Origin of the sequence: Vibrio diazotrophicus, from assembly GCF_038452265.1 — a bacterium.
GTDB classification, from domain to species: Bacteria; Pseudomonadota; Gammaproteobacteria; order Enterobacterales; family Vibrionaceae; genus Vibrio; species Vibrio diazotrophicus.
This window is the reverse complement of the sequence record NZ_CP151842.1, coordinates 1,683,853-1,700,412: the sequence shown is the minus strand read 5'-3', so window position 1 is coordinate 1,700,412 and position 16,560 is coordinate 1,683,853. Positions and strand designations below refer to the sequence as shown.

Below are 16,560 nucleotides of genomic sequence, written 5' to 3'. Positions count from 1 at the left end.
GAATTAGACAATATCATGATTAATCTTACAAAATTAGGCGATAGCGCACATTTGTAGGGACAAAATGTCTCAACATGGGCACATCAGTAGTATGGTTATGTGAGTCGTTCTGTCCTAATGAATTATCGTTGAGAAACTCATGAGCAATACAATAGATTCAAAGCAAGCTCCTTTATATCAGGCGTTTTCGGTTCTTGTTGTCGATGACGAAATGGGTATGCAGGCCATTTTGAAGAAAGCCTTAAGCAAATGGTTTTCTAAAGTGGATTGTGCGAGCTCTATTGAAGAAGCGGAATCACTGCGTACGGCCAATCATTACGATTTAATCATTCTCGATATCAATTTACCTGGCCGATCTGGCATTGAATGGGAAGAAGCCTTCACCGACGAGTATCATAAAGCCGAAGTGATCTTTATGACGGGTTATGCCGACTTAGAAACAGCAATCAGAGCGCTAAAACTCGGTGCGTCAGACTTCATTCTTAAACCATTTAACTTAGAACAGATGATGCAGGCTGTTAAACGCTGTATGGATAAATGCTTAAGTGCCCGCATGCAATATGCGTTGAAGCATGACTTTGAGCGACATACCACAAGCCAGATTATTGGTCAGTCTGAAAAAACCAAACAACTCAAGCAGCTAATCTTACAGTTTGCCCCTTCAAGAGCTTCGGTGTTAATTGAAGGTGAATCGGGAACAGGTAAGGAGTTGGTAGCGCGTGGTATTCACGAGGCCAGTGGCCGAAAAGGCCCATTTGTTCCTGTTAACTGCGGCGCAATTGCTCCTGAGTTGTTGGAAAGCGAATTGTTTGGACATACTTCAGGCGCATTTACTGGCGCGAAGAAAAGCCGTGAAGGTCTGTTCCGAGTGGCTAATAGCGGCACTTTGTTTCTCGATGAAATAGGTGAAATGCCACTCACCATGCAATCTTCTTTGTTGCGAGTATTAGAGCAACGAGCCATTCGCCCAGTAGGTTCTGAGAAAGAGATAAACGTCGATGTTCGAATCGTTGCTGCGACAAACCGCAATCTGCAAAAAGAAGTCGAACATGGTCGTTTCCGAAGCGATCTCTATTACCGTCTAAACGTGCTCAAAATTGATGTCACGCCTTTACGTGACCGCAAAAGTGACTTAAGAGAGTTGGTACCATTTTTTACGCAAAAACTGTGTAAAGAGCTGGCAGTGCCTGTTCCGAAGTGGGCGCATGAAGATGTCAGTGCGATGAACGATTATGATTGGCCGGGCAATATCCGAGAACTGAAAAACCTTATAGAACGCTGCATCTTGTTGGGTAAACCGCCTGCCCATTATTGGCGTGAGATGAATGGCATAGCACATCCAGCGAATATATCAGTGACGGTGTCACATGTAGCAGGCGTGCCTGAGTACATTGAAAACAAAAAGCGAGATAAGGCAACGGGTTATCCTAATGCTTGGACACTTAAAGATGTAGAGCGAGCGCATATTGAACAACTGGTTGATTTCCATGAAGGAAATAAATCAGCTGCTGCGAGAGATCTTGGCGTCGCAAGAAAAACGTTAGAACGTAAGTACAAAGAGTGGGAAAGCGAAGGGACTGAAAATGTGGAATGATTTTCCGCTATGGCGTAAATGGAAACATCGCTTTCAGACCATGGTTCGCTACCGTCTTTTGATCCTGACGTCCGTTCCCATAGGCTTTACCTTACTCGCGCTGATTGCGATTTCAATCTATTGGTCTCTTCATTACACATGGCAGAGTACACTTGTTGATGTTGCCGAAAGACTTGGCGTTGCCAATAAATCAATTTCAATCCAACAACAGAATCAGGTGAATCGGATTCAGGCGCTAGCTGATTCTTATGAGTTTCGAGTGCGTTTGAACGGTCAGTCCATAACTTCTGTAGACGTTTGGGTGAAAAACCAAAAACAGCGTTATCAACTCGATTTCCTGACTTTCCACCCCATTAACTCAACAGAAAACGATGCTCACTATACTGAGCTGAGCCCAAATAAAACGTTTTTTGATGTGCTTAGTGGTGAAGAACTGCAAAAGCTAGAACCGAGCTTAGCGCAACGCGCAAAAGTCAAAGAGTTGAGCGGCGAAGCGTTTGAGAGCAGAGGTTTGGTCAGCCGTACAGTAGTGACGGTATATGACAGCAACAATAAGGCGATTGGCTTTCTTGATGGTGGTGAGCTACTGAATAACAGTAGCGGATTAATCGACGAAATTCGCGATATTGTTTATCCGTATACACACGATAAGTTAAGGCCAGTCGGTACCGTCACTTTGTTCTTGGATGATTTACGCGTCAGTACCAACGTGCCGCTCAATAGCGATGAAAGAGAAGGGCGAGCCATCGGTACTCGAGTATCGAACGAAGTGAAACAAGTCGTTCTTGGTCGTGGTGAAGACTGGATTGATCGAGCGTATGTGTACGATGCTTGGTATATCACTGCTTATCAACCGATTCGAAATCAGAATAACCAAGTAATCGGTATGCTCTATACCGGCTATTTGATGTGGCCGTTTGTCAAAACTTACCTTACCAACATCTTTGAAATCGCGGTGACAACGTTAGTACTATTGGCGATATCAAGTCTGTTTGTCTATCGCGGGTCACGTGATCTCTTCCGACCGATTGAGCGTATACATCGCGTAGTAAAGCTTGTTCAATTGGGTAAGAACCAGCGCATTGGTCCGCTTGGCTTAGATGAAAAGCACGAGCTAGCACAACTGGCGAAGCAGTTCGACAACATGCTGGATCTGCTCCAACAACGAAATGATGAAATTCAGAACGCGGCTAACGAACTGGAAGAAAAGGTTCACTCTAGAACGACGAAGCTGAGAGAAAAAACCGAACAGCTTGAACACCATATCGAATTACTGCATACCACGCGGGATAAACTGATTGTGCACGAAAAACTGGCTGCGCTTGGTGAACTGACAGCGGGGATAGCCCACGAGATCAATAACCCAACCGCAGTGATCTTGGGTAACACGGAGCTTATTCAATTTGAATTAGGTGAAGAAGGCGCTCGCATTGAGGAAGAGATTCAGGCGATCTTGGAGCAGGTGGACAGAATCCGAAATATTACACGCAGTTTGCTTCAATACAGCCGGCAAGGTGGTGTACAGGATGAAATTACCTGGCAGCACGTTAACCCAATCATTGAAGAAAGTATCACTCTGGTGAAAACCGGCGCTAAAAAGCGAGATATTGAGTTTGTTGTCGATCTTAACGCTCATAAATCCGTCGAAGTTAATCGCCATCTGCTGTTGCAGATTCTAGTTAACTTACAGATGAATGCTATCCATGCCATGAATGCTAAAGGCAAACTGACAATTCAGAGCAAAGACTGGTTTGAAGAAGATCGCTGTTGCGGCGCCATCATTACGATTGAAGATGAAGGATGCGGTATTAAGCCAGAGAACCTCAAACGTATATTTGATCCTTTTTATACCACTAAGCGTGATGGTACGGGGTTAGGATTATCGGTATCTCAAAGTATGCTCAGCCAAACTGGCGGCGAGATCAGAGTGCAGTCGGAAGTCGGTAAGGGCAGTGTATTCAGTGTTTTCCTGCCAGTTAAGGCAGACACAGACCTGATTATCGCTAAATCAGTCTCTTAATTTCGATAACGCAAAAAAGCAAAATGCCTCGATACCGAGGCATTTTGTTATCAGTCTAAAACTACCGTTTCAAACAGTTGCGAAGGTCTATTGTGCGTGAATCGCAATCTTCGGTGGTTTAATTCCGTGTTGTTTGAATTCATCCATGACCCGCAAAGTAATATCTGTCTCAAACAGCTTCTCATATGCCGTATCGACCACATAAGCTTTACAGGTTAACTGAACCGCCAAATAGTTATCCGTAATGGTCTGCTTAACCAATACAGTGACAGGTTTGGGTAAATGAATGTAACGACTGGAAGAGGCGGCTTCTTGGATAAGATTTCTCGCTAAAACGATGTCTTCATCCATACCGATATAAAATGGAATCACCACCTGCATATCTAGAGCTCCATAGTTACCACTGACAGCCACTTCGTTTAAGAACTTGTTATTTGGGATGGTAATAATGTCGTCTGAGAGAGTACGCATACGGACAGAACGTAAGCCAATGGTAATGATGTCGCCATAATGCCCCTCAAATGTGACACGGTCACCCACTTGAAACGGGCGGTCAATCATAACCGTCATTCCAGCGATAAACGATGCTGCCAAGTCTTTTAAAGCAAAGCCCACAGACACCGCTAACGTACCGCCAATTAAAGCTAAAATATGGTCATTGATCCTGAAGCTGAGGACAAACACCACCACACCAGCACCCATGTAAATAAAGAACTGGAGAAACGACTGGAGCTTTTGCAGCAACATGCGATATTGCGCAAACTGACTGCCAATCGTCTCAACTAATGAGCTCATGAACTTCAGTAACAGCCAAGTGGCAGCAATGATCAGAATAGAGAATAGTACGCCGCTCCATCGGACTAAGCTGGCGATCTGTTGAAAGCTCTCCGCGTTAACGGACTCTTCACTCGCATAACTTGGCAATGCGAGGCAGAGTAAAACTAAAACAATAAAACGTGAAAACATGTGAGTAGTACTTTTCTTCATTGTTTATTTCACCAGTAAATGTTGGCGATCGAGAACATTGGTAATCGTGCGATACCAGTGATCAGAAACACGCGCTTTATCTTCTGCCCATTCCAAATATCCGCGACTTTGGAAATAACGCACGATACCAATGACTTCAGCAATACTTAGCTGAGTACACTTGGACAACTCTTCACTAGAAGCGACCTCAAGCTGCACGATAGAACGTAGAACGGCCAACATAGGTTTCGGCATCTGTTCCAGATCTTGCGAGTCAGGAACATGGAACAAATTGACATTAACCACTCCCGTTTCTTTATTGCGGTTCAAAGAACGGCGGAAGAATCGCAACGCAACCGTAGGGTTACCGTCGGAATAGTGCCAAAGAATACGGTAAAAGCCTTGTTTCGCACGTTCGTCATCACTGGAATCGTCCTGATCCCATTGACGGGGTACCACAAGCCCTTCAAAACTGACAGGCGATTCGATCTCTCGGTTAATCCGGCTATCAAGCAGGTTTACCATCTGTTTCTCATTCCAGCGAGGAAGAACCGTAACCCAGTCAAACAACAGTCGTTCACCACGCGCTCTGTCGACGAAGCGCCAGTTCGATTTCTCGATGGCCATAATCACACGGTGATTTTTCTTAGAGCGACGAAGTAGGTTGGTGAGTTTCATTAAACTGTTTAGTCCACCGACCATAGGTTTTACCAAACGTTGAGCGTTATCTATTGCAATCAGATAGGTTTGTTCACTCTTACGTAAATGGGAAAGAATTTGAATCTCGGATGACTCCGCTTCTAAACCTAAGCTTAACGCCAGCAGTTCAAGCAGTTCTGCGTAGCCTGAATACGGGCAGTTCAGGTACAAAGGCTCAGCGTTCTTTACCTTGTGCAGCAAGGTATAAAGTAAAGTTGTGGTGCCAATACCACGTTCACCCGTTACAACGCAGATTGCTGGACTGTCGGTCAGTAAGTAGCGGGATAACTGCTTTATTTCGTCAGCGGCATAATCTATCAGTTCGCTATCCATAGAACCCGGTAGAATGTATTCAAAAGCTTCATCACCTTTTATACGGACGTGGTTATGGTCAGATGAAATACTTTCATTCTGTTTAGCAACTTCGATTCTGAACAGATAAGCAAGGGCCTGACTGAAGAAGGTGTAGTTTGAAAGCGCTGCAATAAGTCGGTATTGCAACGTATGCATTAACAGCCACGCTAGAGTAATGGTGGTGGCGAACACTCTGACGGCGAACGCATCTTTCTTACTGATGGTCCAGTTAACCCAAAGCGGTCTGTCTGAAGCCTTTTCCGCATACGCGAAAATACGTTCACGCCACAGGTTTAGCACCGACACTATCATGACAAAGAACCATGCATACATGGTATTGAGAATCCAGTAATAGATGGTTCCTTTACCCAATGTGCGCATAGAAAGCTGGAGAATCACACCCGTAATGATCACCGTCCAAACAATACGGCGAATAGTGCTGAGCCTTAACGCCATTAGCGCCTTATTCGAGGTATGACTGGTTCTGTAGGTAAATTCCAGAATCAAGCTGACGGCGATAGAGCCGCCCCAGATCCACCAAATGAAAATTTCGAGATAGACGAGGTGCTGCAAACTCTTAATTTCCGCAAGTACTTGCAGTGAGAAAGTTATCGCAATCAGCCACGCTATAGCTTTGTTTGCCTTGCTGGCATACCAGACAATACGCGCCCAAAGCGAAGGTTCTGATTTGTCTTTTAAATAGGTGTTACGAAACAGTTCAATGAGTCTCTTGCTGTGTCTCAGCCACCACACCAATAAAAAGTAGATAAACAGCACCTTACACACTGACCAGATAAACGGTACAGGGGAGATTAGCAAATCATCGATAAGGGACTGAAAACTGCGTATCTGGAAATAAAACAGGTATTCGGCGCTCAGTTGAGCCACTTTCCATTCCTGTTTGAACTGAAGAACGCCTGTAGGGCCAAATCCGGTAACTTCTGCTCTCGTGTGTTCATCCGCCAAACGAAGTAATTGTTGTTTTGAATGGGTTAAACTCACCTGAGTGAGATAGCTTTGCTCCAAGTTAAACCAATTGAAGTCATCATCTTGATTGCGGTAGGCAACTAAAGCCTGTGAGAAATCATTAATGTTATTCGATTGTAGAGAGAGTGTTGAATGCAACAGTCTAGAGACCTCAAGATATTCACTTTGGGTCATGAACAAAGAGTCTGGCAGTTTTTTAATCTGCTGCTCGATTTCTAAAGCGCTGTTGTTCGCTGTTGGCGTGGTGTTGATATTATTCACATCCCATTCGGCATGGGCTGCTTGTCCACTCACTAGCCAAAACATCAAAAAAAGACGTAACAAATTTTGCATATGCGTTATCGTTAAAGTAAGCCATTGATTTCATAAAACAGTGTAGATCGTATATCCGGTTTTAGATACAGATATCCAGACTAAAAAATGCAATCAAAATAACGCAGTATCAAATCTGATACGCCCTTGTATGTAAGGTTGTATAAAGAGTTTTTACTTTTTTGGATGAGTCATTTGTTGAGCAATTGAATCCGTTAGTCGGATTCATCGGCCAAATGACCTTTAACATCAAATTCTATTTTCTCAACGCCACTGTAGACCTGAAAACGACGTCCTTTCGCTCGGGCAATAGTGGTAATGCCAAACTGATGAGCAAGCTCCAATCCCATTTGTGTCACCCCAGAACGAGATAGCAATACAGGTATGCCCATTTGAGCCACTTTGATGACCATCTCTGAGGTTAATCTTCCGGTGGTGTAGAAGATTTTGTCATCACCGCTTTCACCTTGAAGCCACATTTCACCCGCCAAAGTATCAACAGCGTTATGGCGACCAACATCTTCGACAAAAGAAAGCACAGAGTTACCTTGGCAAACAGCACAGCCATGAACAGCTCCTGCCGCCTTGTAAGTATCATTGTGATGGGTGAGTGCTTCGAGCGCGTCGTAAATTTCAGACTGTTTAATTTCAGTTTGAGGAACTTTGTAACCTTCCAATTGCTTCATGACGTTGCCGTACATAGTTCCCTGACCACAGCCCGAAGTAACGGTCTTTTTCTTTAATGCGGGTTCTAAATGTTCTAGCGATTCTTTGGTGACAATGGCAGCGGTATTGGTTTCCCAGTCAATAATAACTGACTCAAGCGCTTCAGGATCGTTAAGAAAACTTTGGTTCTTGAGGTAGCCTAAGACAAGTGCTTCAGGGCGGGATCCTAATGTCATCAAGGTGACTATCTCTTTCCAGTTAAGCATGACCGTTAACGGGCGCTCACAGGCGATAGATTTAGTTAAGCGCTCACCATATTCGTCAAAAACTTCAACTTCGATAGTTTGAAATGGGTTTTCACTGGTTTTTATGATTTTCGGTTGTGCCACGTGAGATTCCTGATGGAGTGATCGGAGAACAACGAAACAGCAAGTTTCATTCCATTGCTTTGTTTATTGCGTCGATTAGGACATTTTCATCATTTAACCGCAAATTTATGCGACATTTAACCCATGACATTCGCAAATTTCCAACTAGGCTTGAGTCAATGGCTCAATATTTGCTTTGTGTCACCTTAAATAACACTAACAACATATACTAAAACAAGAATTGATTAGGTTTCTTATGTCAGAAAAACAAATACAAGCTCAACCTCTTGTAGCTAAACAAACGATGGCAAAAACCGAAAACAGTTGGCCGATTAGCTGTCGCTTAAAAGAACATGAGATTACTGCCGGAATGTGGGTAACAACCCAATGGCAGTTACTTGGCTTTGATCTAACCGTAGACGAGAACTCACAGCATGTTGCGACGCTAGAGTTATATCGAGACGAGCGTACAGACTATCGCTTTAACCTCAGCTCCAAAAGTCCAAAATTGTTTTTGATTTTAGAACAGCCAGAAGATGGCGAAACACCAAAAATCATCCGTTTAATCGCCTCGCAAAGTGTCGCGGGTCAGTATATGGATGGAGAGTATTTGGTGTTGTCGAACGACATGCCATTACCAGTGCAAGCTTGGATGGAAGCCTTTATCGGCAGACACGGCGAACTGTTAGAAGTGCGTGGTAAGAAGCGTAAAGGCGCGGGGAGGTCTAGTGGTCAATGATTCATTCTTAACGCGCTGGTCAAAACGCAAGCTTGAGGGAGAGAAAGACGCTCAGGTAGAAGACGCGAAGACAGGATTGGAAGCTGATTCAATTAACTCTGATGCTGCCATTGACCTTACAAGCGAAGACAGATCAGACGAAAACCTATCTTCAGATGTTGAAGCATTACAAGAGGGTAGCGAACCTAAATCACTTGCCTCATTACTGACTTCGGAAGCCGATAAAGACATTAAAAAAGCCGCGCTACGTAAGCTATTTTTCGGCGGCGAGTTTAGTGAAGTGTGCCGAATGAACGACTACGCTCAGGACTTCAGTGCTCTCAAACCTCTTTCACCGGAAGTTGCGAAAACATTGAGAGGATGGTTGAAAGAGTCGACCGAAAACCCTGAGCAACAGGAAGAGTTTGAGTCTGAACAGCCAGAGCTGCTTGCGCAGCATAGTGAGGTGGAAGAGGGTGAGCAAACGGAAGAAACAGCATTAGAGACCCACACTGAACTCTCTGATTTAGAAGGTGAGACAAAAAATACCATATAAATCATAGGTACATTTTGACTAAACGGTAAGTTAGCAGTTGGGACAAATTGTCACACAAGATAATAATGCCCTTAATTAGCTTAGTGTTATCCTTGTATCTTGTTGTAAATATTGAAAAGTTTTCTTGGAACGCTATTTGCTAATGTAGGTTCATATCCAGATAAAAAGTGTGTGGATAAACACTGGAAGCGAGCAAATGCTAAAACAATACTTACAACAATCGACTTCGCAAAATGGAATCGCGCGGTACTCTGCCATTGAAAATACCGTCGAATTATCTAACCTCATTCCTCCCACGGTGAGTTATGAGTCCTCTGGCGATACTCTGATTATTGGGCCTACCAGTCTGATTGAACGTATCGCAGAACAATTACCTCAAGTTCAATCTGTTTCTTTGCTCTCCATAGATGGGGAAAAGGGCAAAGAAGCCAATATCTACTTTGCAGATAGCGTTCAAATTAGTGGATACCTCGGCAGTTTTGATGTGCTGGTACAAAACCATGGTGTCACAACCAGCCTTTCAAAAGTCGCTATAGGAAAAGATTCGTTCGATATCATCCTTGATATGTCTCTGAATGGCGTCATGACGGAAGAAGTTCCTGTTCCGGGGTATTTCCCTGTAGGGCGAGGTTATCCAAAACTGGCTGACGCACTTGAGCAAATCCCAAATTTGGTCGGCACTTTTGATAAACCTAAATATTTCCGACTTGATACCGATTTATGCGCGCACAGTTCACGCGGTGTAAAAGGTTGTGAACGCTGTGTGGATGCCTGTCCTGCGGGTGCGTTATCAAGCGAAGGTTCAGACAAAACAGGTCATAGAATTGAGATTAACCCTTATCTATGCCAAGGCGTCGGAACTTGTGCCACCGCTTGTCCTACCGAAGCTATTCATTACGCATTACCCACACCTAAAGAGACACAAAAGTTTATCGAACGTTTGCTTAAAAACTATTTTCAAGCGGGCGGTGAAAAACCTGTCGTTCTGATTTGTAGCTCAGAACATGAGACGTATAACCTGATGGCGTTAAAGGCACTACCAGAAAACGTTATTCCAGTGACGGTCGATGAACTGCCATCTGTCGGTATTGATACTTGGTTTGCCGCATTAACCAATGGAGCGACTCAAGTTCTTTTTGCTGCCAGTCGTCGAATGCCGAAAACCATTCAACGTATTCTGGAACAAGAAGTCGCAACCGCTCAAACATTGCTTTCTCAGTTAGGCCTAGCGAAAGAGACAATAAACATCCTCTACTTAGAGTCGCTTCGCGAAGGGGCTCCAAACCTAATCACCGACGATCTTCAATTACGTTTAGGTGAGTTAGAAGGGAACAAGCGTGCCCGTCTATTTACCTCGCTTGATGCACTTGCTGAACAATTCAACTTAGAGAAAGTGGCGCAGCCATTAGAAGCCTCTTCAGTTTACGGCGCGATAGAGTGTTCAACCAAAGACTGTACTTTATGTATGGGATGCGTTGCTGTGTGTCCAACAAGAGCGCTTCATCATGAAGGTGATATTCCGGGGATTAAGTTTGTTGAACAAGACTGCGTTCAATGTGGCTTGTGTATCAAAGCTTGTCCTGAAAATGCTCTAACAAGTGTTAAGCAAATGAACTGGGATAAAGCAGCTCGTCAATCGGCGATCACGCTCCATCAGGAAGAACCAGCGAAATGTCTGCGCTGCCATAAGCCATTCGCCCCTCAATCTATGATCACTATGTTGCAGAATAAGTTACAAGGTCACTCACACTTTGCTACTGCGGAAGCTTTGAACCGTATTGCTATGTGTGAAGACTGCCGTGTGATTGATGTATTTGAGTCTATGGCTAACGACCCAGAACAACAGCTGAGATATTAGGAGAAGGAAATGGAACAGGCACAATCAATGCGTTCAGATATCTATCTGTTATTGGCGACGCTATTTCGCCAAGCGCCTAGCAAAGAACTGCTCGATTTTCTCTCTGAGTTAGAGTTTGAAGACAACGGTACGCCTATGGCTCAGGCTTGGTCTGAAATCGTTCATGCGTCTAAGAATGCTAATGTTGAGCAACTTGAAGATGAGTACCAAGAACTGTTTATCGGTATTGGTCGGGGGGAAGTCGTACCTTTTGCATCTTGGCATTTAACTGGCTCGCTAATGGAAAAGCCTTTGGCGGAAATTCGTACACATTTAAGTCAGCTAGGTTTAGAGCGAAGTGAAAATGTGAAAGAGCCTGAAGATCATATTTCAGCGCTTTGCGAAACCATGGCGTATTTGTGCGAACAGCCGGAATCCGTTCAACAATCATTTTTCAATCGTCATTTAGCGCCTTGGTATGAACGTCTTGCTGTTCAAATTACCGAAGCGCAACACACCCGTTATTACCATGCAGTTGCCACCTTAATGCGTGCATTTTTGTCCTTAGAAAATGTGTCATTTACCGAGGCAAAGGTAAGTAAACGTAATACTCACAAAATAGAAGTAAAGAACCTGACTGAATAAGCGCGTAAAGCGCTTTCAGACTTACCTTGTTGGCAACAATAGGGACGAGATAAGGAAGCAATGATGAAAAAACAACAACAAGACATCGATAAAAGCAGACGTGACCTGCTCAAAGGACTTGGAACTGCCGCGGTTGCTGGCGCTGTAGGCGCAACAGTTTCTCAGAGTGTCAGTGCGCAAGAACCGTCTTTGAATGTACCTACCACTAAAAAAGAAGGTTATCACGAGACACAACACATTCGTGATTACTACGACACGCTATAGGAGCTCGCAGATGAGACTAACTAAACGTTCTGATAACGTAACAAAAGAAAAGAATCAGCTCGGAATTAGCCGTCGTGCCTTCATGAAAAACAGCTCTTTAGCTGCTGGTGGTGCGGTTGTCGGTGCAAGCATGTTTGCTCCGGGAATGATCAAAAAGGCGCAAGCGGAAGAAGTTGATCGCAATGCCAAAACTGAAGTGAAGCGCACCATCTGTTCTCACTGTTCTGTGGGTTGTGGTATCTACGCTGAAGTTCAAAATGGCGTTTGGACAGGTCAGGAACCCGCATTTGACCACCCATTTAACGCCGGTGGACACTGTGCAAAAGGTGCAGCTCTTCGTGAACATGGTCATGGTGAGCGTCGTCTGAAATACCCGATGAAACTCGAAAACGGTAAATGGAAAAAGATCTCATGGGATCAAGCCATTAACGAAATCGGCGACAATGTTCTGAAAATCCGTGAAGAGTCAGGTCCTGATTCTGTTTACTGGCTTGGCAGCGCGAAACACAGCAACGAACAAGCGTATTTGTTCAGAAAAATGGCTTCGCTATGGGGCACCAATAACGTTGACCACCAAGCGCGTATTTGTCACTCGACAACAGTAGCCGGTGTAGCAAACACTTGGGGCTACGGGGCGATGACCAACTCTTTTAACGATATGCATAACAGCAAATCGATTCTGTTCATTGGTTCGAACCCTGCGGAAGCTCACCCAGTGGCGATGCAACATATCTTAATCGCCAAAGAAAAGAACAACTGTAAGATTGTTGTCGCTGACCCAAGACGTACCCGTACTGCGGCAAAAGCGGATCATTTCGTCGCTTTGCGTCCAGGTACTGACGTGGCATTTATCTGGGGTTTGCTATGGCACATATTTAATAACCAGTGGGAAGATAAAGAATTCATTCGTCAGCGTGTATTCGGTATGGATGAAATTCGCTCTGAAGTGGCGAAATGGAACCCTAAAGAGGTTGAGCGCGTTACGGGCGTGAGCGAAGAAGACGTTTATCACACGGCGAAATTGCTATCAGAAAACCGTCCTGGTTGTGTGGTCTGGTGTATGGGTGGTACTCAGCACACCACAGGTAACAACAACACTCGTGCATACTGTGTGCTCGAATTGGCTCTTGGAAACCTAGGCAAATCTGGTGGCGGTGCAAATATCTTCCGTGGTCACGATAACGTTCAAGGTGCAACCGACCTAGGCGTACTTTCTCATACTCTTCCGGGTTACTACGGCTTACTTGATGGTTCTTGGAAGCATTGGGCTCGCGTGTGGGATGTCGATTTCGAGTGGATTAAAAATCGATTCGACCAGAAAGAGTATCGAGGTCACAAGCCAATGAATAATATGGGTATTCCTGTATCGCGTTGGATTGATGGCGTGCTCGAAGACAAATCTAATATCGAGCAGAACGACAACATTCGCGCCATGTTCTACTGGGGGCATGCTGTAAACTCGCAAACTCGTGGCGTTGAAATGAGAAAAGCGATGAAGAAATTGGACATGATGGTCATTGTCGACCCATATCCAACGGTCGCGGCTGTAATGAACGACCGTACAGATGGCGTTTATCTTCTTCCAGCAACAACTCAGTTCGAAACTCACGGTAGTGTGACTGCATCTAACCGATCTATTCAGTGGCGTGACCAAGTCATTGAGCCTTTATTTGATTCGAAACCAGACCACGAAATCATGTATTTGCTTTCAAGCAAACTGGGTTTCGCAGATCAGCTGTTTAAGCACATTAAAGTCGAAAATAACCAACCAGTCATCGAAGACATCACTCGTGAATTTAATAAAGGGATGTGGACGGTTGGCTATACAGGACAAAGTCCGGAACGCTTGAAAGCGCATCAACAAAACTGGCACACCTTTCATAAAACAACGCTTTCAGCCGAGGGTGGACCAGTGAACGGTGAAACCTACGGCTTGCCTTGGCCATGTTGGGGCACACCAGAGATGAAACACCCAGGCACTCATATTCTTTATGACACGTCCAAAACTGTTGCAGAAGGTGGCGGTAATTTCCGTGCTCGTTACGGTGTCGAGTTCGAAGGTAAGAACTTACTTGCTGAAGATAGCTTCTCAAAAGGAAGTGAGATCGAAGACGGATATCCAGAGTTTAGCGCTAAGCTACTGCAACATCTTGGTTGGTGGGATGATCTTACCCCTGAAGAGAAAGCAGAAGCGGAAGGTAAAAACTGGAAAACCGACTTGTCTGGCGGTATTCAGCGCGTGGCGATCAAGCATGGCTGTATTCCGTTTGGTAATGCGAAAGCTCGTACCATTGTATGGGAGTTCCCAGACCGTGTGCCGCTACACCGTGAACCTTTATACACACCACGCAGAGATTTGATTGCGGATTATCCGACTTGGGATGATGCAGAGTCTATCTATCGTCTGCCAACGCTATATAAATCCATTCAGGATCAGGATAAATCGAAAGAATACCCAATCATTCTGACTTCTGGTCGTTTGGTTGAGTATGAAGGTGGCGGTGATGAGACACGTTCAAACCCATGGCTAGCAGAGCTTCAACAAGAGATGTTTGTTGAGGTCAACCCTAAAGATGCCAACGATTTAGGCTTCAAAGATGGCGATATGGTTTGGGTTGAAGGCGCGGAGAAAGGGCGCATTCACGTTAAAGCTATGGTTACTCGTCGTGTACGTCCGGGAATGGCATTCATTCCGTTCCACTTCGGTGGGAAGTTCCAAGGTGAAGACCTAAGAGGCAGGTACCCAGAAGGTACACAGCCATATGTTGTTGGCGAGTCAGCGAACATTGCAACCACTTACGGTTACGATCCAACGACTCAGATGCAAGAAACTAAAGTCACACTATGTAACATCCGTAAAGCGTAAGGAGCACCGCGATGGCTAGAATGAAATTCCTATGTGACACCAAGCGCTGCATCGAATGCAACGGTTGTGTGACTGCATGTAAAAACGAAAACGACGACGCATTAGAGTGGGGTATCCAACGTAGACGCGTTGTAACACTCAATGATGGTGAGCCGGGTGAAAACTCGATCTCTGTTGCGTGTATGCACTGTACCGATGCGCCTTGTATGGCAGTTTGCCCAGCAGACTGTTTCGTACACACGGAAGACGGTATTGTTCTGCACAACAAAGATCTTTGTATCGGTTGTGGCTACTGCCTTTTCGCTTGCCCATTCGGTGCACCTCAATTTCCTAAGCAAACTGCATTTGGTGAGCGTGGAAAAATGGACAAATGTACTTTCTGTGCAGGTGGCCCTGAAACGGAAGTGGGCTCTGAAGAAGAACGTAAAAAATACGGTGCGAACCGCATTGCGGAAGGCAAACTTCCAATGTGTGCTTCACTGTGTTCAACCAAAGCGCTTATGGCGGGTGATGCAGAGACAGTTTCAGATATCTTCCGTCAACGTGTTGTTGAGCGTGGCGCAAAAGGTGCTGGCTGGACTAATGGTGAAGATCTTTCCTATGACGCAACAAGGAGCTAGTAGCCTATGCGAAATTTAATTGTTCGCGCTGCTGGTCGAGTGCTGCCTTTATTGGCAGCACTGCTGTGCTTGGCTTTTCCGCCTGCGTTCGCAGAAGAGGGTGGCAAAGCCGTAAATGGCAAGGCAGATGTTGCGCAGAGTGAGATGAGCCAACTTGCTGGTGCTGATTACTGGCGACAAGTCCGTCAAGGAGTGTCTGGATATACTACCTCTCAGTCTCCTGAGCATGGTGTTCTGATCAGTAAACCGGGCGAAACGTGGTTTATTTTGAAAGAGAAATGGATGTCTCCTGCGGGTGCTGTCGCGATTTTCGGCAGTATTGCTTTGGTTATTCTGGCGTATGTGATTGTTGGCCCAATCATGTTGAGCAAACCAAGAACGGGGAGAAAACTAAATCGCTGGTCGCGACTAGATAGGGCGCTGCATTGGTCAATGGCCTTTACTTTCCTGACGTTAGCATTCAGTGGTTTGATGCTGGTTTACGGTAAGCATTTTTTGAAACCTTACATCCCAACTGACTTATGGGGTTACATCGTTTTCGCCGCAAAACAGTATCACAACTATGTAGGGCCTCTGTTCTTTGTGCTGCTAGTGTTTATCCTGCTCAAGTGGTGGCGTAAATCGCTGTTCACTAAAGTGGATGTTCAATGGGCAATGAAACTGGGTGGAATGGTTGGTAAGCATAAAGGTACACATCCATCTGCTGGGTTCTCTAACGCTGGTGAAAAAGCGGTTTACTGGTTGTTGATTGTGTTTGGTGCTTTCGCCGCTGTGAGCGGTTTGTTCCTTGATTTCCCTATCTTTGGTCAAACTCGTCGCGACATGGAGATGTCTAACCTTGTCCACATGTTCTCGGCACTGATTTTAATCTGTGGTTTCGTGTTCCATATCTATATCGGCTTGTTTGGTATGGAAGGCGCATTAGAAGGCATGGTGACGGGCAAAGTCGATGAAACGTGGGCTAAAGAGCATCACGATTTATGGTATGAGGAAATGAAAGCCAAAGGAGAAATTGAAGAAGCGGATGCCGTTTCTAACAAGACTCAATCTCCACCGATGGGGGAGCCAATGCATGACAAGCGCTAATA

13 protein-coding genes are annotated in these 16,560 nt (G+C 45.0%); 10 read left to right on the top strand and 3 right to left on the bottom strand.

Translation table 11 applies throughout. The features are described from left to right. Positions 1 to 139 precede the first annotated feature (139 nt). Together AAGA51_RS07705 and AAGA51_RS07700 are read left to right on the top strand one after the other, a co-directional pair. On the top strand, positions 140 to 1,594 hold the full coding sequence (locus AAGA51_RS07705) for a sigma-54-dependent transcriptional regulator (protein ID WP_042482310.1): 1,455 nt from the start codon (positions 140 to 142) through the stop codon (positions 1,592 to 1,594). Further along, positions 1,584 to 3,614: a sensor histidine kinase gene (locus AAGA51_RS07700; protein WP_042482312.1), complete on the top strand. Its 2,031-nt coding sequence runs from the start codon at positions 1,584 to 1,586 to the stop codon at positions 3,612 to 3,614. The genes AAGA51_RS07705 and AAGA51_RS07700 overlap by 11 nt, the downstream gene beginning before the upstream one ends. An 87-nt stretch (positions 3,615 to 3,701) precedes the next feature. Here the strand turns inward: AAGA51_RS07700 and AAGA51_RS07695 are convergent, their stop codons facing one another. The 3 genes from AAGA51_RS07695 to fdhD all read right to left on the bottom strand — a co-directional run bounded on the left by AAGA51_RS07695 (position 3,702) and on the right by fdhD (position 7,987). Further along, the gene (locus AAGA51_RS07695) at positions 3,702 to 4,580 is read right to left on the bottom strand and encodes a mechanosensitive ion channel family protein (protein ID WP_102954884.1); all 879 of its coding nucleotides are present in this window, start codon (positions 4,578 to 4,580) and stop codon (positions 3,702 to 3,704) included. A 24-nt stretch (positions 4,581 to 4,604) separates the two neighbouring features. Continuing rightward, positions 4,605 to 6,953, bottom strand: coding sequence for an AAA family ATPase (locus AAGA51_RS07690; RefSeq protein WP_042482315.1), 2,349 nt, complete (start codon positions 6,951 to 6,953; stop codon positions 4,605 to 4,607). Between the two features lie 194 nt (positions 6,954 to 7,147). Further along, positions 7,148 to 7,987 carry a formate dehydrogenase accessory sulfurtransferase FdhD gene (gene fdhD, locus AAGA51_RS07685; RefSeq protein WP_042482318.1) on the bottom strand — a complete coding sequence of 280 codons (840 nt, stop codon included), beginning with the start codon at positions 7,985 to 7,987 and terminating at the stop codon, positions 7,148 to 7,150. A gap of 283 nt (positions 7,988 to 8,270) precedes the next feature. Here fdhD and AAGA51_RS07680 point away from each other — a divergent pair, with 283 nt between their 5' ends. The 8 genes from AAGA51_RS07680 to AAGA51_RS07645 all read left to right on the top strand — a co-directional run bounded on the left by AAGA51_RS07680 (position 8,271) and on the right by AAGA51_RS07645 (position 16,558). Next, positions 8,271 to 8,705, top strand: coding sequence for a DUF3305 domain-containing protein (locus AAGA51_RS07680; RefSeq protein WP_174435411.1), 435 nt, complete (start codon positions 8,271 to 8,273; stop codon positions 8,703 to 8,705). Next, a complete protein-coding gene (locus AAGA51_RS07675; RefSeq protein WP_042482325.1) occupies positions 8,695 to 9,240 on the top strand; it encodes a DUF3306 domain-containing protein in 546 nt (181 codons plus the stop codon). Before AAGA51_RS07680 ends, AAGA51_RS07675 begins: the two co-directional genes overlap by 11 nt. Before the next feature lie 196 nt (positions 9,241 to 9,436). After that, positions 9,437 to 11,098 (top strand): 4Fe-4S binding protein, encoded by a 1,662-nt coding sequence (locus tag AAGA51_RS07670; RefSeq protein WP_042482327.1) that lies wholly within the window; start codon positions 9,437 to 9,439, stop codon positions 11,096 to 11,098. Between the two features lie 27 nt (positions 11,099 to 11,125). Continuing rightward, positions 11,126 to 11,722 carry a TorD/DmsD family molecular chaperone gene (locus AAGA51_RS07665; RefSeq protein ID WP_042482777.1) on the top strand — a complete coding sequence of 199 codons (597 nt, stop codon included), beginning with the start codon at positions 11,126 to 11,128 and terminating at the stop codon, positions 11,720 to 11,722. A gap of 63 nt (positions 11,723 to 11,785) precedes the next feature. Next, entirely contained in the window at positions 11,786 to 11,986 is a 201-nt protein-coding gene (locus tag AAGA51_RS07660) for a twin-arginine translocation signal domain-containing protein (protein WP_042482330.1), read from the top strand. Between the two features lie 10 nt (positions 11,987 to 11,996). Next, complete coding sequence (locus tag AAGA51_RS07655) at positions 11,997 to 14,852, top strand: formate dehydrogenase subunit alpha (RefSeq protein ID WP_042482333.1); 2,856 nt, start codon at positions 11,997 to 11,999, stop codon at positions 14,850 to 14,852. A gap of 11 nt (positions 14,853 to 14,863) precedes the next feature. After that, positions 14,864 to 15,472 (top strand): formate dehydrogenase FDH3 subunit beta, encoded by a 609-nt coding sequence (gene fdh3B / locus AAGA51_RS07650; RefSeq protein WP_042482336.1) that lies wholly within the window; start codon positions 14,864 to 14,866, stop codon positions 15,470 to 15,472. A 6-nt stretch (positions 15,473 to 15,478) separates the two neighbouring features. Continuing rightward, the gene (locus tag AAGA51_RS07645) at positions 15,479 to 16,558 is read left to right on the top strand and encodes a formate dehydrogenase subunit gamma (protein WP_042482339.1); all 1,080 of its coding nucleotides are present in this window, start codon (positions 15,479 to 15,481) and stop codon (positions 16,556 to 16,558) included. Positions 16,559 to 16,560: the final 2 nt, after the last annotated feature.